This window comes from Emticicia soli (assembly GCF_037860775.1).
GTDB lineage: Bacteria > Bacteroidota > Bacteroidia > Cytophagales > Spirosomataceae > Emticicia > Emticicia soli.
The window spans coordinates 240,654-263,017 of the sequence record NZ_JBBEWC010000009.1 but is presented as its reverse complement, the minus strand read 5'-3'; the positions used below and the strand labels follow the sequence as shown (position 1 = coordinate 263,017).

Genomic DNA, 22,364 nt, shown 5'->3' with positions numbered 1-22,364 from the left:
CCTTGTAGAGTCAAAAAATCTTTACTTCTCGGTCAGATTGACAAAATTTAAACATACTCTTAGTAGGTAAGCCCTAATCGCCATGCAGTAAATGCTTATTCACTAAATTATACATTCGCACAATCACTCAATAAATATCCCTCATCAATGAAACTTAAATTCCATATTCTTAAGCTGCAAATGCGGCATACATTTACCATTGCACACGGCTCGCGCGATGATATTGATGCCTTTATTGTAGAATTACAAGACGGCGAGCATAGCGGCTATGGCGAAGCCACACCTATTCCCTATTATGGTGTAACAGCCGAGGGCATGAGAGATAAATTAGCCGAGTATCAATCATTGATTGAAAACTATGACCTGCAAAACCCTGAAGATTTCTGGGCATTGATGTACCCATATCTGAAAGAAAATCCTTTTGCGCATTGTGCTTTAGATATGGCTGCGTGGGATTTGTGGGGTAAAAAACAGGGCCAACCACTCTATAAATTGTGGGGACTTACGCTCGATAATATTCCATATTCTAATTATACAATCGGCATTGATACTATCGAAAAAATGGTATCAAAAATGCAGGAATTTGATTTCCCGATTTATAAAATCAAATTGGGTACCGACCATGATGTGGAAATTGTAAAAGAGTTGCGCAAGCATACCGATGCGGTTTTCAGGGTTGATGCCAACTGTGCGTGGGGTGTTGAAGAAACCATCAAAAACGCCCTTGAATTTAGCAAACTAAATGTTGAATTTATTGAGCAACCGATGGAAAAAGGTGCTTATGCTGCAATGGAAGAAGTAATGAAACACTCGGTATTGCCTTTAATTGCCGATGAAAGTTGCATTATTGAAGAAGATGTAAAAAAATGCCACGGACGATTCCACGGCGTAAACGTAAAACTGGCTAAGTGCGGCGGTATTACGCCTGCCCGCCGAATGATTGCCGAAGCCAGAAGCCTGGGCATGAAAGTAATGTGTGGTTGCATGACCGAAACCAGCATTGGTATTTCAGCCATTGGGCAATTGCTGCCATTGCTAGACTACGTAGATATGGATGGCTCTATTCTTATCTCTAACGACCCTGCAACAGGCGTTTATCTTGATAAAGGCAAGCCTATCTTCCCGAATGTAAATGGTACTGGGGCTTTGTTGTAGTATTTTATATTCTTGTATAAATAAAAACGGTACTCTTAGCTTATCTGAGAGTACCGTTTTTATTTATATCTGTCTGATTTGATTATTTTGACTTACCAAAATCAGCAGTCAATTTATTCATTTCAGCATCTGAAACTTCACCTGATGTTACTACTACACGGTAACGGAAAGTAGTTGATTGCTTAGGTGCTAGCGTAAGGTTTAAGGTTTCTTTACCATTAGAAAATACTTTTTGGCCTAATGGGTTCACCGAGAACAAACCATAACCACGTGAGTGCCAGTATGCAGGATACCCCGGGTTTTTAGGATGGTCAATAATCGCTACCGAGATTTTCTCGTCACCCATTTGGCCTCTTAGGTTAATCCAGTCAGAGCGTTTTGCCCAAGTGTCTTCTCCTTCAATACCTTCTTTGTTACGATAGCTACCTGTGATACCCGTATTATCTAAACTAGGTACTTTAGTAGCAACACCACTTGCATCGGTAAATATCTCAGCTTTGGTTGAAGGGTGCTCTAGTTGGCGAGCCAGACGAATAGCAAATAAGCCATCTTTTACATCCTTAAATACCACTTCTTTATCTGCGGCTTTAAGGGTAGTGGTTCTGTCTACAATACTTTGGTTGGCAGTTCCCTGAAACGTGTATGTTGTTTCTTCAGTCAGCATCAATTTGCCTTCTTTATCAAGCCAATCGGCTGTTACTACAAGTGTGCCTTTGTTTTTACCCGATTTTATTGATTTAATACCTGTATGCACAATAGTACCGTAAGTTCCTTTAGCACTTGGCGGCGTGTTTGAGTTATTCCAGAAATCGTGTCCGTTTACATCTTCATAATTTAACCAGATACCTACATGGTGCGGGTGGTCAACTCTTTCGCCCGGACGTGGGTCTATTGGCCATCCACGCGTGATAATCGTTCCTTTAGGCGTTTGCACAGGGTATAAAACCGCTTTTTTTAATACATCTGGGCCAGGGTAAAAATAAGAAGTAAAAGGTTTGCCATCTATCAGCACGTTTACCTTTTTATTGGCATCGTCTCGTACCAACTTAACCTCTTTGGTTTGTGCGAAAAGTATCGCAGGACTCAACAATAATAACAGAAATAATTTTTTCATGAGTATGTTCTCTATTCGGATTGAAAATGATTAAGCAAATTAAAGCATCATTTCAATACCTCTCTACCGATATATTAGCTTTTTATTATATTTTTTTGACTTTAAACCTGATTAAGAGGTCTTTTTTGTATCAACTACATACCGACAGATTTAATTTTTGGCCGAAACCTCCTTTATCTGGTATACACAACGCTGCCCATCTGTTATGATATGTTGCACTCTTTCTACTTCATATTTTTCGCCAATCAACTGTCGGAAATTCTTGAGTTCGGCTCTACAAAACCCTTGGCATTCTGTGGCTGCGGCACAAATCGGACAATGGTTTTCTATCAGCAGATACGTTCCGTTTTCGGCTTTCCATTCTGCCATATACCCCTCTTCCGACCGAACTTTGCTGATTGTTTCCAGCCTTTCTTCAATTTTGTTTTTGCCTTCTAGCGCATCAGCATAACGTTGATATGTCTGCTTTTCTCTATCATGAATCAATAAGTCGAGGGCATTTTCGCCAAGCAAATTTTTTATTGATTTAAGTAATTGCACCGTAACATCGGCGTGCGTATCCGGAAACTTAGCAAGCCCTTGTTCACTTAAAGCATAATAAGCCGTAGGCCGCCCTACTCCTTCGCTTTTAGAAACGCTTATTACTAAACCCTGCTCCAAGAGTTTCAATAAATGTAAACGTGCACCCTCTTTTGTAATTGATAATTCGTGTGCCACAAGAGAAGCAGTTGCTTCGCCTCTCATTTTAAGAAAAATCAATATTCTATCTATAACCGACTTGCCCATTAGACAAAACTTACTTGTTTTATTATTTATGCAAATATAATATTTCTTTATAAATAACTCGTAAAAGCTATTCATTTGCTTATTTCTCGTTTTATTCAACAAACAATAAAACAAGTTTTTACTTGTTTTATTGTTCAACCTATTTTACATTTGCACAGAACTAAAAAATAGACATACTATGAATTATACATTACCGGCTTTACCGTATGCAGTAGATGCATTGGAGCCACATTTCGACAAAGAGACAATGACAATTCACCACACACGCCACCACCAAGCTTATGTGGATAATCTTAACAAAGCACTTGCAGGCACAGAAGCAGAGAACAAAGAACTGGAAAGTATCTTGCAAGAAATAAGCAAACACGCACCAGCCGTGCGCAACAATGGCGGTGGACATTACAATCACTCATTGTTTTGGGAAACCTTGTCTCCAAATCCTAAAACAGCACCGGAAGGACCACTAGCCGAGGCAATCAATACAGCTTTTGGTAGCCTTGAAAACCTGAAAGCTGAAATCAAGAAATTGGGTTTAGGGCAGTTTGGCTCTGGCTGGGCTTGGTTATTTGTAAAATATAATGGTAGCATCGGTGTTGCTTCTACGGCTAATCAGGATAACCCACTAATGGATACTAATCTGACAAACCGTGGCTATCCGATTCTTGGGGTTGACGTATGGGAACACGCCTATTACCTTAAATACCAAAACAAAAGAGCCGATTACCTTGATGCTTTCTGGTCGGTGCTCGATTGGAATGCAGTAGAAGAAAAATATAGCGAAGTGCTCAAGAAAATTGCTTAACGCAAGTAAAAACAGCAAGCATATTTCAATAAATGTGCTTGCTGTTAAGTAAAACATGAATACTACTCTACTTGTAATTTATTTCCTTCTTTATTTATTAGTGTTTACTTTAAACAAAAAAATGAAAGATACAGATTTTGTAAACAAGGTTGAAAAATCGGGAATAGTTACGGTTGATTTAATGGATTTTGCTCCTAAACAGGAAGTTATGTTTTTCGACATCAAAAATCACCTCTATATGGAGATGATTATAAAAGAGGTTGAGTTCAGAAAATCAATTGAATCGGTAGATTGGGATTCTTTCCGAAATAAGCTAGTGGCAATTGGCTGTAGTATAGATGCTATTATTCCAACCTGGGTTTATATGCTTATTGCTGATAAACTGCATGGCATTGCTCATTTTGCAGACTATAGCAGTGAAAACGAGCTAAAACTTCAAATCTGGAAAAGAAATATTATAAATGCCGACTTTAGCCATCTTATCGACCAGAAGGTTGTAGTAAGGGCAAGCAGTACGCACGACCCTTCATTATATATGCTTGTTACAGATAAACTCAAGCCTATTGTGAAAACATTGATGTACGGCGAAGCAGGAATGCCTAAAGTGATATATAAAAGAAATAAGTCATAACAGTTCTATGAAAGTTCTGATTTTTAACGGTGCATTAGAACGTAGACCTCATTCTACGTCAGGATTAGTGTCTGCTTATTTTACAGATAAACTCAATCAGATTGGTATTGAAAATAGGGTGTTTAATCTGGCAGATTCAGGAATCCCTTTGTTTGATGTTACGCTTACCAAAACACCCAATGCAGTAGAGCTAATGAACCATCTGTTTACAGAAGCAGATGCGCACATCTGGCTGGCTCCGCTGTATCATGGAAGTATTCCGGGTGTGATGAAAAACTGTCTCGATTGGTTGGAGATAAGCGCACGAAACTCAAGACCTTACCTTACAGATAAAACAATAGGCATGGTATGCTGGGCCGATGGTGTGCAAGCCATGCAGGGCATCAATGCTATGGATTCAATCGCTAAGGCTCTAAGAGCCTGGACTGTGCCGTATAGCGTGCCGATTGTGAGAGGTGAACTGTATGATAAGCATGAGCCGAGCCAGATAGATTCGGCGTATCAGAGTAAACTCAATTTATTGATACAATTAATTGTAAAAAAGAAAATTGAAACGATAACAATTGAGTGATTGGTGATTGACTGATTTAGTGATTAACATTAAGTGCCCAATAATTTAATTTATTGGTCACTTACTATATATAAACTATTCATCATCTACTTTTGTGATATCAATGAGGGAGTTTTTCTCTTATCAGGCCATAGAACCATGTTCCGGCCAGGGCGCTCAATAAAGTTACTATAAACACTGTAACGCCCGTACCAATTTGTGCATAAATGGGTCCCGGACAAGCACCGGTAAGTGCCCAGCCAAAGCCAAATGCTAAACCACCGAATATCTGACCTTTGCTGAAAGGCTTCGGTTCTAGCTTAATGGTTTCACCACTCAGGCTTTTTACTTTAAAGCGTTTAATAATTTGTACTGAAATGGCTCCTACAACTACGGCAGTACCAATAACCCCGTACATATGAAATGATTCTAAACGAAACATTTCCTGAATACGAAACCACGAGATTACCTCGGCTTTTACTAATACAATACCAAAGCCTATCCCTAAAATCAGGTATTTTAAGAGGCTACCAAAAGTTCTTTTTTCTACCGGAGCATCTGCCAGACTTTGGGTTTCAAAATCAAGCGTATCAATATCTTTTATTTCTTTCATGACTCTTGAATTATAAATAAGGAATAACTAACCATGTAACAATAAAACCACCAAGCATAAAACAAATGGTAGCAATAAGCGAAGGCAACTGTAGGTTTGATAAACCCATAATAGAATGACCCGACGTACAGCCTCCGGCATAACGTGTACCGAAGCCTACCAGAAAGCCCCCTACTACAATAAAAATAAAGCCACGAAGCGTAAAAAGATTATCCCAGTTGAATAAGTCGGTAGGTACAAGAGCACCATACTCCTGAATACCGATAGATTGCAAATAAGTTTTTGTATTATCGGCTATTTTGACTGGCTCAGGGTTGGTCAACAGATGTGCGGCTATCCAGCCACCTATAATTACACCTGCTACAAAAACCAGATTCCAGCTTTCTTTTTTCCAATCGTATTTAAAATAAGAAATTTTTGCAGGCAAAATAGCTGCACAGATGTGCCTCATCGACGACGAGATACCGAAGGCCTTATTACCTAAAATTAATAAAGTAGGGACAAAGAGTCCGATAATGACACCGGCTATTGACCAATGCCAAGGCTGTTTGATGAATTCGAGCATGTTGTTAAGCATTTATATGCAAACCTATGAAATAATCTACTAAACTTATAGACTACCTAACACAAGTTTGAGCAAATAAATTCCTTGCCTGCTCAGGGCTATTTGCGTAACCTCTTATACTTTCTCTTTTATACCCAGAAACGGCACCCAGTTCTCTTCTATAGAGCCTGCAAAATCGCGGAGAAACATGATAAAAGAGGGTTTGTAAGGTCTACGAGAGAGAGAGAGTTTTGCTTCTTCGGGGGAGAGGTCGCCTTTTTTTGAGTTGCAGCGGCGACAAGCGGTTACGAGGTTATCCCAGTTTGTTTTGCCTCCCTTCGATTTGGGTGTGAGGTGGTCGAGGGTGAGGTCTTCGTGGCTTCCGCAATAAACACATTTGTTTCCGTCCCGCCTAAATACATTCTGCCTACTGAGCATCACACCTTTAAAGGGCAAACTTACATATCGATGGAGGCGTATTACTGAGGGGAGCGGGTAAGTTGTGTCTATCGTCCGGAGGTAGCCTTTCTGGGAGTCAGATACCAACTCAGCCTTGTCGAGATACACCAATGCAAAAGCCTTCGGAACGGTACAAATACTTAATGCACTATAATCGGCATTTAAAACTAAAACTTTCCTGCCCATACAACATTTAAGATTAGCGGTTTACATATTTGCAAGGCAATATAGCTGAAAATTTTTAAATTTCCAAGTTAAGTTTTTTAAGAAATTGTTTTTTCATTATTCCGAAAACCTCTATTTTGTAAGGTCATTTCAGATGACACTCCGAGTACTCCTAAAACAACACAACCCAAGAGAAATAAAGGAGCTATAAATTTTAAAAATACTTGAGAAATATGTCAGTGGGAAAAGGGAAATTATTAATTGCGGAGCCTTTTTTAGGTGACTCCAATTTTGAAAGAAGTGTTGTTCTTTTATGTGAGCATAATACACAAGGCTCATTTGGTTTAGTGTTGAATCAGACCACTAATTTGCATCTGGACGATGTCATAGAGAATGTCTACGGCGAACTTCCTTTATATATCGGCGGGCCTGTCGAACAGAACACATTACACTTTATTCATCGCTTAGGGCACGAAATTGATGATTCGGTTGATATTGGCAATGGCATCTATTGGTCAGGCGATTTTGAGAGTGTAAAAACACTTATCAATATCGGTAAAATTTCAGAAAAAGACATTCGCTTATTTATTGGTTACTCTGGTTGGTCAGCAGGGCAATTAGACGGTGAAATGAACCGTAACTCATGGATTGTTTCGGAAACCGATGCCCATTTTATATTTGACACACCTGCCGACCAGTTCTGGCGTGCTATTTTAAAAAGTATGGGTGGCGAGTACAAGGTTTTATCTAATTACCCAACTGACCCACGTTTGAACTAGTTATTTATCTTAAAAGTGCCTCGCCTTAGGTACGACGAGGCACTGCTTCAATATGCCAATGCTATTTTATTGAACGTAAAACTTCCGACTTCTCAATTAGGCAGATAGTCTTTAAAATAGCCATACACCCATGTACCTGCCACGGCACTTAAAAGTGTAACAATCACTACCAGAAATCCACTGCCAATTTGGGCAAAAAGTGGCCCTGGGCAAGCACCAGTAAGCGCCCAACCTAAACCAAACAATAAACCTCCGTAGATTTGCCCTTTCTGAAATTTTTTAGGATGCAAATCCACTTTCTCGCCATTGATAGTTTTTATATTTAATTTTTTAATCAGAAAAACCGAAATCATGCCTACCACAATAGCACTACCTATTACGCCATACATATGAAAACTCTGAAAACGAAACATTTCCTGTATCCTGAACCACGAAATAATTTCAGCCTTTACGAATACAATACCAAATAGCGTTCCTACAACAAGGTATTTCAGGTTTTCTATTGGCCCCTCGTTTTTTTTCATATTGTTTGGTGCTTCACATACAAACACCTCTTGTTTATCAATATCTTTCTGTTTTGTATTTTTCATTGTAGTTTATAGCAATCGTTTAAACTAATTTAAAAATATAGGGTAAAATAAGGTGTGTCATAATTAACCCGCCTACCATAAAACAACAAGTAGCTATTAAAGACGGCAATTGTAGATTCGATAAACCCATAATAGCATGACCCGATGTACACCCACCAGCATAGCGTGTACCAAAACCAACCAAAAAACCTCCGATTATAAAAAACACAAATCCTTTTAAAGAAAATAGTGCATCAATAGAAAACAAATCAGCAGGCATTAAGCCCGAGAAATCTGTTATGCCGAGCATTTTCAAATCAGCTATTGTTGCTTCTGAAAGCGTAAATGAGCCCGGATTCTCCAGAAATCTAGTTGCAATAATACCACCCAAAAACACGCCTGCAACAAACACAAGATTCCATATTTCTTTTTTCCAATCATATTTAAAAAAAGTAATACCGGCAGGCATACAGGCTGCACAAATATGGCGCAACGAAGATGAAATGCCGAACGACTTATTGCCAATCAATAATAATGTAGGTACAGTAAGCCCAATTAGCGGGCCGGCAACATACCAGGGCCAGGGTTGTAAAATAAATTCAAACATTTTGTTCATAAGGTTCTGTTTTTAATATTGATAATTCATAACCAGGTTTAAGTGCGTCATATTTACTTTATTGAATATAAAGCGAGGGTTTTGGTAAGTGTTACCTGTGGGGTCTTTACGCATTGCCAACAATAGTAAATCCAGCCCCTTCAGGTATTTTTTAAACTGATAGTTTAGACTCATATTTATGTGTGTATAAGCAGGCATTGCATATTTATTGAGCTGAAAGTCTTTAACATCAGGCAGCCGAAAGTATCCTGCATTCATTTCTAATTTCAGGTTTGTGGCAGGTTTGTAAATAAGATTCATAGTAAAAGCCGACAAGTTGCCAAAGCCCTCGTTTCTTTCGCGGGGAATAAATGTATAAAACGGTTCTTTTCCCCACTCTCTAGGCATCAGATACCGCCCTTCATTACCGATTCGGGTGGCATTCAGAAACCATGTAAATTTTGGGGTTTGTTTTCCGAAACGTGCTGAAACAATGTTTGCACTGTTATTTTTTGGGGCATAGGCTTTAGCTGGGTCTTGATTTCCGCCATTGCCTATTGTCTGTTGCCGAAGCAGTTGTATGCCTAAAAGCCAGTTATTTTGTGTTAAATAATTCGACCTCCATTCAATTTTAAGTAAGCCAGTATTAGTTAGGTTATCGACATAATTATCCCATAGCTGAATATTCCAGGCCTTATAGCGGTAGTTAATACCTAGCACACCTACCCCAGCCGAAAAAGTATTGTTTTTATACAATGAAGGTTCTCCATTTACTCCTACACCAACCGGATACAAACCAATACTTTGGCCAACACTATACCATTTCATGGTAGACCTTGGGGCAATTTCCCAGATATATTCAGCATGTAGACTAAGGTTTTTCCATTCTGGCAAATCAAGCACAGCAGCCTCTATAAGTGTAGGTCTCATACGGCCGTCTTGTATATTTATAAAAGGCGATTGAGGTATTTGCCTACCAAGAACAATTTTTGATTTCTTACCTAAGTGAGCTTTTATGAATAGCTCTTCTAAACGATTCAGGTCTTGGTGCTTTTCAGGTTGCTCAATATCAAATAGCCCTATTTCATAACGGTTTACCTGATTTGTTAGGGGATCGGCCTTTGTTAAATCAGACGAAGCCAGATTAAAGACTGAAAAACTGCTAATACCCAACTGAAAATGCTTTAAAAGTTTGGGAGTTTCGTAACCAACTCCGGCTCCTATACCCCAGGCATAATAGTCTGTCAGTTCACCTTTATTAAAGGTTGAGGAAAAATAAGAACGAGCCTGAAAATAAAACCGACCACCATTTTTTAGCTTGTATCCAAGGTTATTAGTATCTTTTGTAATAGCTGTATTAAGGTTTTGCGCCTCTACCAACGAAACTGAAATAAAAAATGACCCTAACAGATAATACATATTGATTTGCCTCATATTTTTTAGCAATTATGCTACAAAAGTATGTTGCACAGCTATGAGCCACCGTGATAAATGTTACATTGAAAATATTATTTAGTGATGGTGCATAAAACAAAATACTGTATTCGGGCATCTATATATGCACAAATACAGTATTTATAATCAATTACTTTAGTGTTATAGAGACTATTTTCTATGCGCTTCTTTCCATTCTTTTATTGGCTTATAAGGGCCGTACTTATGTTGTTTCTCCGAAAAAGGGTCAGCATAAGGCCCGAAGGGGTGATCAAATGGCTTGGCTGCTATATCAGGCCAGTCGTTACTCAAATCTTTTGCTGGGCGAGGCATTGAATTAACAAAAGCTGCTATATCCCAGGCTTCTTCATCAGTAAGCTGAGGGCGTTCATAGGTAACACCCAAAGGCATATTTAGCTTTACATATCCTGCAAAATTTGAGATACGATACAGGCCTGCACCTGTATTATAACTATTTTTACCCCACAATGGCGGGTACAAGTAGCTTTTGCCATCGTTTGCTATTACCCCTTCGCCATTAGCCTGATGGCAACTCTGGCATTTCTGCGCATATATCAAATGCCCCTTTTCTGGGTCAGTAGCTCTGGCAAGACCTTTAATTTTAAATATTCCTGTACCTTTTGGGGTTTTCTTTTTGGGTACATCTGTTCCGACCCATTTAATATAAGCCAGCATGGCCTGCATTTCTTTACTTGCTGAATCAAGTGCTTTACCATTGAGGCTTCGCTCAAAGCAATCGTTTATACGTTTCACTTGATTCTCAACGGTTCCCGAACGTGCTCTGAATTTTGGATAATTGGCTTCAACTGCAAAATAATTGTTTCCCCAAGGCTGGGTTCCTGCATTTAAATGACAATTCTGGCAGTTCATACCATTGCTTGTAGCAGCAACGCTACCTTTAGGGCCAAGGTATTGAGAAGTATGCGCAATAAGTTCTCTTCCATATTTTATTTGCTGCTGTTCTTTGGGGCTCAAACGCATTAAACGCCAATCGGAAGGTGCGGTCCAGAGACTAGTAAAATTGCTATCTATCTTTACAAATGCCTTGGGAGCATTATTGCTTTTGGTAGAATGTACAGCAAAATTCTGAAGAAATATGTTTCCTGCTAAACTTAGAACTGCCAAAAAAAGTAATATTACCAAAGCTTTTAAAAAAAAGAATAGTCGTTTTATTTTCTTCTCATTAATCTTACCGTTCATTCTTATTAAATTTATTAATAGTTAACCGCCGATTATTTTATAATTAACCATGTGTGCGTAGTTGGCAATTTACTTTACTTTATGAAAAAACACTAAATTTAACGAAAAACCCTCACCAAAATTAATTGATGAGGGTGTCGAGTTAACCAACTATCAGCAACATTCACCAATCATATCTCCTACTACCACGTCGTTTCCTTTACTTATCCATTCACTCATACCTGCAGAATAGTTTTTTACAGCTTTAAAGTCGTTTTTCTTCAATATCGAATACCCTATTGTAGCTCTGTCGCCTGCCTGACAATAGATAACTACCTGTTTATTTTTGTCTATCTTATCTAAGTTCTGAGGCAATGTTCCAACAAAAACATTTTCAGCACCTCTTACGTGCCCGTTTTTAAATTCAGAAGCACTTCTTAAATCAATCACCTGCACATTGTCATCTTCTATCAGCGTGTTGAACTCATCAATCGAGATATTATCACTTTTTTGTAGTTCTATTCCTAACAAGTTCACATCATCAATATAACCTAAAACATTATCTAAGCCTATTCTCATTAATTTGCGAGTCAGGTCTTCTATTTGGTTTTCAGATGCTACTAGCATAAAAGGTTCATCATAATTAATAAACCAACCCATCCAGGTAGCAAAAGAATTATTACCTTGTATATTAATGCTATCGGCTATAAACCCGGCTGCAAATTCAGCCTTATTTCGGGTATCAATCAGTTTAACACCTAATGCCAGTCCCTCTTTTACTTGTTCGGCCGTAAGCTTATTTTGTTCAGGAACCTCTGTCAGCAGAGGTCTATCAATTTTATTGAGCTTTTTCATCATAGCAAAATACTTGGGCGGCTCTGGTTGGTCAGCCAACAGATAGTCAATAAAACCCTCCTGATTAGTATCGTACTGAAAAGCCCAGTTTCTGATTTTCTCATAGCCCACTGTTGTGCTTGGCACTGCTCCTAAAGCTTTTCCACAGGCAGAGCCAGCACCATGCCCTGGCCAAACCTGTATAAAGTCTGGCAGTTTATTGAATCTTTCCAACGACTTATACATTTGCTTTGCCCCTGTTTGTTGTGTGCCTTTTATGCCCGCAGCTTTTTCTAGTAAATCAGGGCGACCAATATCTCCAACAAACACAAAATCTCCGGTAAATAACATTACAGGCTCAGGACTTGCGGGGGTATCTGTCAATAAAAAACTGATACTTTCGGGAGTGTGTCCGGGGGTATGTAATACCTCAAATTTCAGGTTTCCAACTTTAATCACATCTCCATCTTTCAATCCTACATGGGCAAATTCATACTGCCAGTCTGCCCCTCCTTCATCTGACAAATACATATCAGCTCCGGTAAGTGCAGCCAGTTCTCTTGAACCTGAAAGAAAATCGGCATGAATATGGGTTTCTGCCACATGAGTAATCTTCATGTTATTTTGTTTGGCTATATCTAAGTATGTATCTACATCTCTTTTGGCATCAATTATCATGGCTACTCCGGCTTTCTGACAACCGATAAAATAGCTCCCTTGTGCCAGGGATTTGTCGTATATATGCTGAAAAAACATTTTAATAAAGGTTTATATTTTAATACAAAGTTATTGTCTCGTCACCTCTTAATCTGTGACATTTATTACAATCGTATTTATTTCAATACCAATTCTTTAATTATTATGAAAGCTCCCATTACTAAAACAAACCAGCCGAATACACGTTTTAGTTTTTCGCCAGATATAAATCTTGACAAATAAGAGCCAACAAAAATACCAAGTATTGAGAGCCCGGTAAACTCCAGTAAAAAAGGCCAGTCTACATCGAGATTTGACAAATCGCCTAAAAAACCAATCAATGATTTTGCGGCAATAATGAGTAATGAAGTACCAACAGCCGATTTCATTGGAAGTTTAGCGAATAGAACCAAAGCCGGAATAATCAAAAAACCTCCGCCGGCACCCACTACACCAGTAAGTAAACCTACTACGCTGCCCTCCAGAGCTATCATCGGATAATTAAATTCTAATTCTTGCTCTTGGTTTGTAGTACTCTTTTTTTTGTTTTTTATCATTGAATACGAAGCCGCAAGCATAATAAAGGCAAACAGCACCATTATGCCCACATTTTTTGAAACCGGAAAACCGCTAAATGTAAAAATTGGGTCGGGTATGGCCGGTACAAGGTATTTACGTGTCAGAAAAACTGTAATAAAAGAAGGAATAGCAAACACAAGTGCAGCCTGATAATTGACCAGTTTCTGCTTCATATAATTGGCAGAACCAATTAAAGAAGTAGTACCAACAACAAAAAGAGAATAAGCTGTTGACAATATCGGGTTAACATTTAGCAAATAGACTAATACAGGTAAAGTAAGAATACTACCTCCTCCACCTATCAACCCTAAACTAATACCAATCAATATCGACGAAGCAAAACCAATAATTTCAATCACGTTCATTTTTATAGTGTTTTCTGTTAATTGCTTGCAAAAATAGATTTTGCACAAAGCCATGTCCGTGATAATTGTTACGTAAGGGGTTTAATTCTCAGAATTATTAAAAAAGCATATCGTTTTAGGTTGTCGTAAAGCACATTAAGCATCTGGCTAACCGTACGCTTATCTGTTTATGAGATATTTTATTATATTTGGTAAGCAAAATAAGACCTAGACGTGATTATGAAGAAAATACACTGTCTTAAACGTAAATACTTGGCTTCAAAGATAACGAAGGGTATTACCAACGATTAACTAAAAGGTAGAGCCATTTACCACTGGATTACAGATAATATCTCTTATGATGTTAGCCTATCGACAGGTGTAAAACCAGAACGGTAGAATATTTTATTGAGCAAAATCGTGACAATCTGGCTCAATACTCTAATGCGCATCAATAACGTGCATTCCTGACCTCTAAAATATTTCATTAAGTCCTACCGCTTTTTTCTTTACTTTTGAAGCCATTTTGACTCAAAAACCTAAATATTCGCTCATGAAAAAACATATCTTTTTGCTTCTCTTAAGCATTCTGACAATTGATGTTCTTGCACAAAATATTATTCCGAAACCAGTTGAAATTAAATCTACGGCAGGCAACTTTGCTATTACTGCTGCCACCACCATTGGTGCTAATAATACCGAAAGCCGGAAGATAGCCCAAATGTTTACTGACAAACTTAAACAAGCTGCCGGATTCAACCCCAAAGTTCAGAAGACAGGAGCTATTCAGTTTACTATTAATGCCACACCAAACACTACCATTGGCGACGAAGGTTATACATTAGAGTCAAGTGCTGCAGGTGTAAAAGTTGCCGCCAATAAACCGGCAGGTTTGTTTTATGGTTTACAGTCTTTGCTACAATTATTGCCTAAAGAAATTGAAAGCAAAGCAGCAGTAAAAGGCGTAAAATGGAGCGTACCGGGCGTAAAAGTATTGGATTACCCTCGTTTTGGCTGGCGAGGTCTCATGCTTGATGTTAGCCGCCATTTCTTCTCAAAGGATGATGTAAAACGCTATATTGATAACATGGTGCGTTATAAATTCAATACCCTACATTGGCATTTGACCGACGATAACGGCTGGAGAATTGAAATAAAATCTTTGCCTAAATTAACCGAAGTTGGTGCATGGCGTGTTGCAAGAGACGGAAGATTTGGTGATAGAAAAGAGCCACAAGAGGGAGAACCTACGCCTTACGGTGGTTTTTATACACAAGAAGATATAAAAGAGATAGTTAAATATGCCGACGAGCGTGGTGTAACCATTGTGCCGGAAGTCGATATTCCAGGGCATAGTATGGCTGCCATAGCGGCATACCCCGAATTATCTTGTACTAAAGACCCAAAAACAAAGGTAAATCCGGGCACTAACTTTGCCGAATGGTTTGGCGATGGTAAGTTTAAAATGTTTATTGATAATACACTTAACCCATCAGACGAAAAAGTTTATGAGTTTCTGGATAAAGTATTTACCGAAATAGCAGTTCTTTTCCCGAACAAATATATTCATGCCGGTGGTGATGAGTGTTACAAAGGTTTCTGGGAAAACGACCCGGGTTGTCAGGTTTTAATGAAGAAAATGGGGATGAAACACGTAGAAGAACTACAAGGCTATTTCATGAAACGTGTAGAAAGTATTCTGGCAGCAAAAGGTAAAAAGCTATTGGGCTGGGACGAAATTCTGGAAGGTGGTATTTCCCCTACTGCTACTGTAATGAGCTGGAGAGGTGTAAAAGGTGGAATTGAAGCAGCCAAAATGAAACATGATGTGGTAATGACCCCAAGCACATTTGCATACCTTGACTACAACCAAGGTGAGGCAACTATTGACCCTCCTATTTATGCAAGCCTGCGCCTAAGCAAAACTTATAGCTTTGAGCCTGTGCCTGATGAAGTTGATGCTAAATATATTTTGGGCGGACAAGGCAATTTATGGACAGAGCAAATACCGACTATTCGTTATGCCGAATACATGACCTACCCTAGGGCATGGGCTTTATCTGATATTTACTGGTCGCCGAAAGGAAGTAAAGACTGGAATAATTTCACGAAACGTATGGAAGACCACTTTGATAGAGCCGATGTAGCAGAAATGGGCTACTCAAAAGCGGTGTATGATGCTATTGTGAAAGCTAGTATGAAAGATGGCAAATTAATGGCTGAATTAGCATCAGAACTGGCAGACATTGATATTTATTACACGATGGACGACACCATGCCAGATAATTTTTCTACCAAATATACCCAGCCTTTTGAAGTACCAGATGCTCAGATTACCCTTAGAATAGCCACTTACAGAAACGGCAAACCAATAGGGCATTTGATTACGCTTAAAAGAGAAGACCTAAAAAAACGAGCCGGACAGTAAAATTTTCGGCGTTGTATATCTGAAATAGCAGTCTTTTACTCTACTTTTGCAAATAGGGTAAAAGACTTTATTTTTTTCGATGCAGTCAACAAACACAGCAGTACATACAAAACAAAATCTCTTTCTTGTTTTTTTCAGTCTTGTTTTCTTCTCTTTATCATTACCTGCCGGCTATGCCGGAGCCGATATTGATGCTTCATGGCATGAAGCACTGGTAATGGCCATTGAGAAAAACTTTGTATTTGGCCGAGACTTTATTTTCAATTATGGGCCATTGGGTTATCTTAATACAGGGCTGCTGCCCAAAAGCGTTCCGCCGCTTTTGTTGGTTGCTGTTGAGCTTTTTACTTTGTTCAATTACCTCATTATTATACGCCTTGCTTTCAATAAAGCAGGTAAAAAATGGTGGGTGGTAGCTGTTTCGGCTTTGCTGATTTTTATGCCCTGGGGCTTTATTGCCGATACTTCTTTTACGCTTTTCTATTTCTTTTTATTCTGGCTATTGCACGCCCGCCAAACCCGAAATGCTATCGGCTTGCTATTAGCATTTGTGCTATCGGTATTGATATTTTACATAAAGGTTAACCTCAGTATTGTAGTTTATGTAATTTTCTTTGCTTCATTAGCCTATTTCTACCTTGCACGCTATTTTACGCTTCGCACAGTAATCATTCTTGCCGTCTTACAAATTGCACTTACTTACTCGCTGTCATTCTTACTCAATGTAGACATACCTGCGTACTTAGGCGCAAGTATGAAAATCATTGATTCGTATCAAGATGGTATGGCTGTGATGCTATTGAGTACAGGAGAATTATTACCACTCTTGCTATTTGAAGGCCTGATTTTACTAGCAGCGGGTGTATTCATCTTAGTAAGTTTCCAATGGCAGTCGCTTTATTTATATATATTAGTTGCACTTACATGGTTTCTTGGATTTAAGCAGGCACATACAGCCGTAGGACACTACAATGTTTTTGGGTTCTTTTTGTTTATGTCTCCCCTAGCCGTGCTCTTATATTTGTTTACAACAGATAAATACAAAATATGGGCTGGTAGAACCTTCGTTGTTATATTGGCCTTACAGCTATCGGCAACGCAAATTATCCGTTATTACATGGGTGAATATACCCTTAAAGGCTATGCCCTCACCTATCCGCCCGGTGCAGTAGCTCAGGCAATGAAAGACGGTTTTTCGCCAACGCAAGTGTTTGATATTGTAGCACAGAAAAACCCATATCATTTTCTAAAAAGGCTTTTTACTTATGATTACGAAGATAATTTCAAAAACATTCCGGTTAAACTCCCGCAAACCTTACTAGATAAAATAGGCAATGCCACGGTTGATATAGTGCCGCATCAGGTTACATATCTGTTTTTCAATAAACTCAACTATAATCCACGTCCTGTTATACAATCGTATCAGGCCAATAGCGATTGGCTGATGCAGAAAAACGGAGAAAAGTATCTTTCAGATACTGCACCAACATACGTGTTATATCATATAGAATCATTCCGTGAGCAAAACCCTTTCTGGGTAGAAACTGACCTGACGAAGGCACTTTTACAGAAGTATCAATTGACCGATACTACGCTTATTGAGAAAGACACTTTTTTTGTATTTCAGCATCAAAAGCTAAAAAAAGACCTTCAACAAACTACAAGCAAAGAGATTACTTTCAAGCTTGACGAAGACATCATTTTGCCAACAACAGATGCACCGCTGGTATTTTCGGCTGATATAAATTATAGTTTAAAAGGCAAACTCGCTCGTCTGTTCTTTCAACCACCGTACTTGTATTGTCAGGTTACGTATGAGAATGGCAATCAGGAAAATTTCAGAGTAATTGATAAGATTCTGAAAGGAGGCATATTTGTTAGCCCAAAAGTTACTACACAATCAGACGCCGCCACATTCTTTCTGAAAGGCGGCAAAGATAACCTGAAAGTAAGAAAGATACGCTTCTGGGCTAAATATGGTGGTGGCTTTGGAGATAATTTTAAAGGAAATTTCCAAGCGTATAAGTTACTCTAGGGCAATTTATACTTATAGGTTTTCCAGGTAGTTTCGTTTCCGGTTTTGTTGGCATTCACAAAAAATTCGGTTTCTGATAACCACCCAAAATTGCTTACATCAGATATTTGCCAGGTTTTTCCGGTTTTAAGCTCGTAAATCCATAAGTCAGCGTTGTTGGATACATAACTAGAAAATAGCACGAACTGCTCATCATGAGAAAAAGACATCCATTGAATAGCATCAGGCCACTCAAATAATCTTACTGGTGCTTGCTTGCCATTAGCTACATCCCATTTCACTATCTCACGGGCATCGAGGCTTCCGTTAGTTACATTTCTTATCTGATTAATGTATTTTCCATCAACCGCCCAATCATATTCAGAGAAAGTCTCTTCCGAATATAAGCGGCTTTGTTTCAAAACAACATCATAAATATACAAACCGGCCTTGTTATAATCGGTGTAAGCCATTTTGAAACCATCGGGCGAAAAAGCACAGTTCCATACTCTTGCACCATCGGGCATTGGTATTTCAGTAAATTTCTTCGTATAAAAATCGTAATAATCATAGGCACGTTCTCTATTTCTGGTTGTTTCGAGCACCAACAGCGTTCCTTGTGAGTAAATACCTTTTACCTGATAGCTTTTGCTGGCCGAGTTCTTAAATATAACCTGTTTGGTTTTATCTCTCCAGTTTTGCAGAATCACTTCTCCTGTATTAGCATCAACATAAGCCAGATAAGAACTATCTGCTGAGCTACTCATAAACCAGTTATTCTGCAATTCCAGAAGCGTTTCTGTAGGTTTCAGCGAACTGGTGGTAAACATAATTGCCTTAGAAAATTCTGTTTTAACACCATTTTTTATGCCTTTTACTGCTACATAATAAGTTTTATCAGCTTTCAGGGCCTCTAATTTCACTGTTGTGGCAGTAGTTGTATTAGCTAGTTTCATGTTCGAGTATCCCGCTGCTCCCTCCGAAACCCATACTTCGGCTTGTTCAAAAGTAACAGGTATAGGCATACCCGACTCTCCGAATGTTAAAGCGGTAATGTTTAGTATCACTGTGCCATCTACTTTTCTGGCAGATACACTCATAGAAGAAATTTCTCCAACTGGCGAAGGCTCTTTTTTTTCTTGACAACCCGTAGTTATAAAAACAATAAAACAGATAAGAATAAGCGTTAGCTTTTGCATAAATTTAAAATTAGGTATAGGGGTTAAATTTCGTAAAAAGCATTGAGAAAATATAATTTGACTTGTTTTTTAATTGAATCTCGCCGTTAAGCATAAGATCCTGTTATAAAGTTAAAACACTCTATAACAGGATAAAATCAATAATACTCAAAGCCAGATTAAGGCATTGTATATTTATAAGTTTTATAAGTAGTCCCGCTTTCTGATTCACCGGTAGTTACAAAAAACTCTTTATCAGATAACCATCCGAAATTAATAATACCCGAAATTTGCCAGAATTTCTTGGTTTTGAATTCAAAAATCCATAAATCAGGGCTATTAGATATATAACTTGCAAAAAGTATGTATTCTTCCTTTGGCGATAGCATTACCCATGCCATTGTTTCATCGCGCCACTCAAACAAAGGCGTTGGCTCTTGTGCTGCATTTGTAATATCATACTTTACAATTTCGGCAATAGGTGGCCCCATAAAGGCTTTATTTCGTATCAGATAAATGTTTTTTCCATCAGCCGACCACTCAAAACTATAAAAACTATCGCTCAAATACTTCTTGTCTTCTTTGGTTGTCATGTCATATATATACAAACCTTGTCGGCTGTAATCTGTATAAGCAAGTTTGCTGGCATCAGCCGAAAAAGCATAGTTCCATACTCTTGCACGGGCCGGTAATTCTACAGCTACAAATTTCTTAGTGGCTAGGTCGTAGTACTCAAAAGCTCTTTCAGAGTGATTATAAGGATTGCTGGTTTCTAAAAACAATCGGCTTCCTTCGGCATAAAATCCTCTTACCTGATATACTTTAGTATCAGTATTTTTAACAATTACTTTCTTAGATTTATCTTGCCAGTTTTGCAAAATCACCTCACCTGTAGTATTGTCTAAATAAGCAACATAAGGGCGGGTACTTGAGCTTTTTATATAATACACAGCAGAAGCAGGCATTTCAAAAAGAGTTGAAGTAGGCTTTAAAGAACGATTAACAAACATTATATACTTTGAAAACCCCGTTTTTTTGCCGTTTTTTATACCTTTTACAGCTACATAATAATCTTTGTCAGGTTTTAGGTTTTCAAGTTTCAGGCTTGTTTGAGTAGTTGTGTAGGCCAGCTCCATATTTGCATAACCTTTTACATCTTCGGCAATCCATATTTCAGCCGCATCAAAAGTCGTAGTTTTTGGGTTCACTTGACCGTTATCTGTATAAGCAACGATGTCTACTATCACATCGTCGTTCACTCTTTTTGCCGAAACTTCCATAGACGATATTTCGCCATTTGGCTCTGGGTCATGTTTTTTTAAACAGGCATTGGTTAATAAAGCAACAATAAAAACAATAAGTAAGGGAATCTTTTTCATTAGAATATGGTCTTTATTAACTATGACACAAAGTGTGTTGAAACAGTTGGGAAAAATTGCAGATTAGGCTAAGATTTATTATTTGACTAATTTTGCAACAAATTACTAATGAATGAAGTAGGTGTTTTTCTGCTCATTCAAAAAATACATATGGAAAATTCTTTCGAAAAATTTGAGCTTAATCGCCAGTTATTAAATGCCGTAGCAGATAGCGGATACACAGAACCGACTCCGATTCAGGACAAGGCTATTCCGCTTATTATGAAAGGGCACGATGTACTAGGTATTGCTCAGACAGGTACAGGCAAAACGGCAGCTTACCTATTGCCTATACTCATGAAAATAAAATATGCACAAGGCACTATGCCTCGTTGTATTATTTTTGCACCTACCCGCGAACTAGTGATGCAGATTGATAGTGCTATATCAGAACTTGCTAAATATACCGATTTACGCCATACTGCTATTTATGGAGGGCTAGGGCCTAAAACCCAGATTGAGACAATTCAGAAAGGTATTGATATTATTGTGGCTACACCAGGCCGATTTATGGACTTGTATTTACGGGAGACAATTCTGGTAAAAGACCTTAAAATCATGGTTTTAGATGAAGCCGATAAAATGATGGATATGGGTTTTATGCCACAGATACGTAAGATTCTGGAGGTGATTCCACGCAAAAGACAAAACCTTTTATTCTCGGCTACATTCCCTGATAAAGTAGAAAGGCTATCAGAAGAGTTCCTTGAATTTCCGACTCGTGTAGAGGTAACACCGCAAGCCACTACTGCCGAAACCGTGAAACAACGTATGTTTGAAGTACCTAATACTCAGACCAAAATTAATCTACTGAAATACCTCTTTTCTACTGAAGAAGTACAGAAAACAATAATTTTCACACGCTCTAAAGAGGTAGCTGACCATGTCTATAACTCAATGGTGCAACGCATTGTGCCATTCAACAAAATACGGGTGATTCATGCCAATAAGGGTCAAAATACACGTATCAACTCGATGGAGGCCTTTCGTGAAGGCGATGTAAGCGTGCTTGTGGCTACTGATGTAGCAGCCCGGGGAATTGATATTCAACAGGTATCGCACGTAATAAATTTTGATGTACCGCTTATTTATGAAGACTATGTACACCGTATTGGGCGTACCGGAAGAGCCAATAATGTTGGCGAAGCCATTACGTTTCTGACCATCGCAGAGGAATACCATATCAAGAAAATTGAGAAAATTATTCGCATGGAAATTCCGAGAGAAGAAATCCCGGCGGAGGTAGAAATAGAAAAAACACCTTTTGACGAACAGCAAAATCTTTTACGTGAAGTTGACGACCAACGTAAAAAAGAAGACCCTACGTTTAAAGGTGCATTCCACGAAAAGAAAAACAAAAGGCCAGAAGTCAGAAAGAGTAAATCGTCTTCAGGAACCAAGCCTTTCTCGCCAACAAAGAAAACGACTAAACCTGATAAAAAACGGGGTTTCTCAAAGCGTAAATAAACATGAGTGC

21 protein-coding genes are annotated in these 22,364 nt (G+C 38.5%); 8 read left to right on the top strand and 13 right to left on the bottom strand.

The genetic code is table 11. The features are described from left to right. The first annotated feature begins 147 nt into the window (after positions 1-147). Positions 148-1,155: a dipeptide epimerase gene (locus WAE64_RS16435; RefSeq protein WP_340238428.1), complete on the top strand. Its 1,008-nt coding sequence runs from the start codon at positions 148-150 to the stop codon at positions 1,153-1,155. An 82-nt stretch (positions 1,156-1,237) separates the two neighbouring features. Here the strand turns inward: WAE64_RS16435 and WAE64_RS16430 are convergent, their stop codons facing one another. Together WAE64_RS16430 and WAE64_RS16425 are read right to left on the bottom strand one after the other, a co-directional pair. Continuing rightward, a complete protein-coding gene (locus WAE64_RS16430; protein ID WP_340238426.1) occupies positions 1,238-2,269 on the bottom strand; it encodes a DUF6807 domain-containing protein in 1,032 nt (343 codons plus the stop codon). Positions 2,270-2,419: 150 nt separating this feature from the next. Further along, positions 2,420-3,130 (bottom strand): helix-turn-helix transcriptional regulator, encoded by a 711-nt coding sequence (locus WAE64_RS16425; RefSeq protein WP_340238424.1) that lies wholly within the window; start codon positions 3,128-3,130, stop codon positions 2,420-2,422. Between the two features lie 103 nt (positions 3,131-3,233). Here WAE64_RS16425 and WAE64_RS16420 point away from each other — a divergent pair, with 103 nt between their 5' ends. The 3 genes from WAE64_RS16420 (at position 3,234) to WAE64_RS16410 (ending at position 5,059) form a co-directional block, all read left to right on the top strand. Next, positions 3,234-3,857 (top strand): superoxide dismutase, encoded by a 624-nt coding sequence (locus tag WAE64_RS16420; RefSeq protein ID WP_340238422.1) that lies wholly within the window; start codon positions 3,234-3,236, stop codon positions 3,855-3,857. Positions 3,858-3,978: 121 nt separating this feature from the next. Further along, on the top strand, positions 3,979-4,488 hold the full coding sequence (locus WAE64_RS16415) for a DUF2480 family protein (RefSeq protein WP_340238419.1): 510 nt from the start codon (positions 3,979-3,981) through the stop codon (positions 4,486-4,488). 7 nt (positions 4,489-4,495) lie between these two features. Further along, entirely contained in the window at positions 4,496-5,059 is a 564-nt protein-coding gene (locus WAE64_RS16410; protein ID WP_340238417.1) for an NADPH-dependent FMN reductase, read from the top strand. Between the two features lie 100 nt (positions 5,060-5,159). Here the strand turns inward: WAE64_RS16410 and WAE64_RS16405 are convergent, their stop codons facing one another. The 3 genes from WAE64_RS16405 to WAE64_RS16395 form a co-directional block, all read right to left on the bottom strand. Continuing rightward, a complete protein-coding gene (locus tag WAE64_RS16405) occupies positions 5,160-5,651 on the bottom strand; it encodes a DUF6691 family protein (protein ID WP_340238415.1) in 492 nt (163 codons plus the stop codon). A gap of 10 nt (positions 5,652-5,661) precedes the next feature. Next, positions 5,662-6,216 (bottom strand): YeeE/YedE family protein, encoded by a 555-nt coding sequence (locus WAE64_RS16400; protein WP_340238414.1) that lies wholly within the window; start codon positions 6,214-6,216, stop codon positions 5,662-5,664. A 114-nt stretch (positions 6,217-6,330) separates the two neighbouring features. Then, the gene (locus WAE64_RS16395) at positions 6,331-6,840 is read right to left on the bottom strand and encodes an HNH endonuclease (RefSeq protein WP_340238412.1); all 510 of its coding nucleotides are present in this window, start codon (positions 6,838-6,840) and stop codon (positions 6,331-6,333) included. Between the two features lie 212 nt (positions 6,841-7,052). On the opposite strand from WAE64_RS16395, the gene WAE64_RS16390 reads away from it, so the two are divergent. After that, positions 7,053-7,598 carry a YqgE/AlgH family protein gene (locus WAE64_RS16390; RefSeq protein WP_340238410.1) on the top strand — a complete coding sequence of 182 codons (546 nt, stop codon included), beginning with the start codon at positions 7,053-7,055 and terminating at the stop codon, positions 7,596-7,598. Between the two features lie 92 nt (positions 7,599-7,690). On the opposite strand, the gene WAE64_RS16385 is transcribed toward WAE64_RS16390, so the two are convergent. The 6 genes from WAE64_RS16385 to WAE64_RS16360 form a co-directional block, all read right to left on the bottom strand. After that, positions 7,691-8,188, bottom strand: coding sequence for a DUF6691 family protein (locus tag WAE64_RS16385; protein WP_340238409.1), 498 nt, complete (start codon positions 8,186-8,188; stop codon positions 7,691-7,693). A 19-nt stretch (positions 8,189-8,207) separates the two neighbouring features. Beyond that, complete coding sequence (locus tag WAE64_RS16380) at positions 8,208-8,783, bottom strand: YeeE/YedE family protein (protein ID WP_340238407.1); 576 nt, start codon at positions 8,781-8,783, stop codon at positions 8,208-8,210. Between the two features lie 12 nt (positions 8,784-8,795). After that, positions 8,796-10,196, bottom strand: coding sequence for a hypothetical protein (locus WAE64_RS16375; RefSeq protein ID WP_340238405.1), 1,401 nt, complete (start codon positions 10,194-10,196; stop codon positions 8,796-8,798). A gap of 171 nt (positions 10,197-10,367) precedes the next feature. Further along, on the bottom strand, positions 10,368-11,342 hold the full coding sequence (locus WAE64_RS16370; RefSeq protein WP_340238403.1) for a c-type cytochrome: 975 nt from the start codon (positions 11,340-11,342) through the stop codon (positions 10,368-10,370). 228 nt (positions 11,343-11,570) lie between these two features. After that, the gene (locus tag WAE64_RS16365) at positions 11,571-12,986 is read right to left on the bottom strand and encodes a rhodanese-like domain-containing protein (RefSeq protein WP_340238401.1); all 1,416 of its coding nucleotides are present in this window, start codon (positions 12,984-12,986) and stop codon (positions 11,571-11,573) included. A gap of 77 nt (positions 12,987-13,063) precedes the next feature. Beyond that, complete coding sequence (locus WAE64_RS16360; RefSeq protein WP_340238399.1) at positions 13,064-13,870, bottom strand: sulfite exporter TauE/SafE family protein; 807 nt, start codon at positions 13,868-13,870, stop codon at positions 13,064-13,066. Positions 13,871-14,402: 532 nt separating this feature from the next. On the opposite strand from WAE64_RS16360, the gene WAE64_RS16355 reads away from it, so the two are divergent. Together WAE64_RS16355 and WAE64_RS16350 are read left to right on the top strand one after the other, a co-directional pair. Further along, positions 14,403-16,277 (top strand): beta-N-acetylhexosaminidase, encoded by a 1,875-nt coding sequence (locus WAE64_RS16355; protein ID WP_340238397.1) that lies wholly within the window; start codon positions 14,403-14,405, stop codon positions 16,275-16,277. A 79-nt stretch (positions 16,278-16,356) separates the two neighbouring features. Beyond that, entirely contained in the window at positions 16,357-18,312 is a 1,956-nt protein-coding gene (locus WAE64_RS16350; RefSeq protein ID WP_340238395.1) for a hypothetical protein, read from the top strand. On the opposite strand, the gene WAE64_RS16345 is transcribed toward WAE64_RS16350, so the two are convergent. Together WAE64_RS16345 and WAE64_RS16340 are read right to left on the bottom strand one after the other, a co-directional pair. Continuing rightward, entirely contained in the window at positions 18,309-19,490 is a 1,182-nt protein-coding gene (locus tag WAE64_RS16345) for a TolB family protein (RefSeq protein WP_340238393.1), read from the bottom strand. The two genes, WAE64_RS16350 and WAE64_RS16345, sit on opposite strands and share 4 nt — an antisense overlap. 158 nt (positions 19,491-19,648) lie before the next feature. Beyond that, positions 19,649-20,848 (bottom strand): TolB family protein, encoded by a 1,200-nt coding sequence (locus WAE64_RS16340; RefSeq protein ID WP_340238389.1) that lies wholly within the window; start codon positions 20,846-20,848, stop codon positions 19,649-19,651. Between the two features lie 150 nt (positions 20,849-20,998). Between WAE64_RS16340 and WAE64_RS16335 the strand changes: the two genes are divergently transcribed. Then, a complete protein-coding gene (locus WAE64_RS16335) occupies positions 20,999-22,354 on the top strand; it encodes a DEAD/DEAH box helicase (protein WP_340238384.1) in 1,356 nt (451 codons plus the stop codon). Positions 22,355-22,364: the final 10 nt, after the last annotated feature.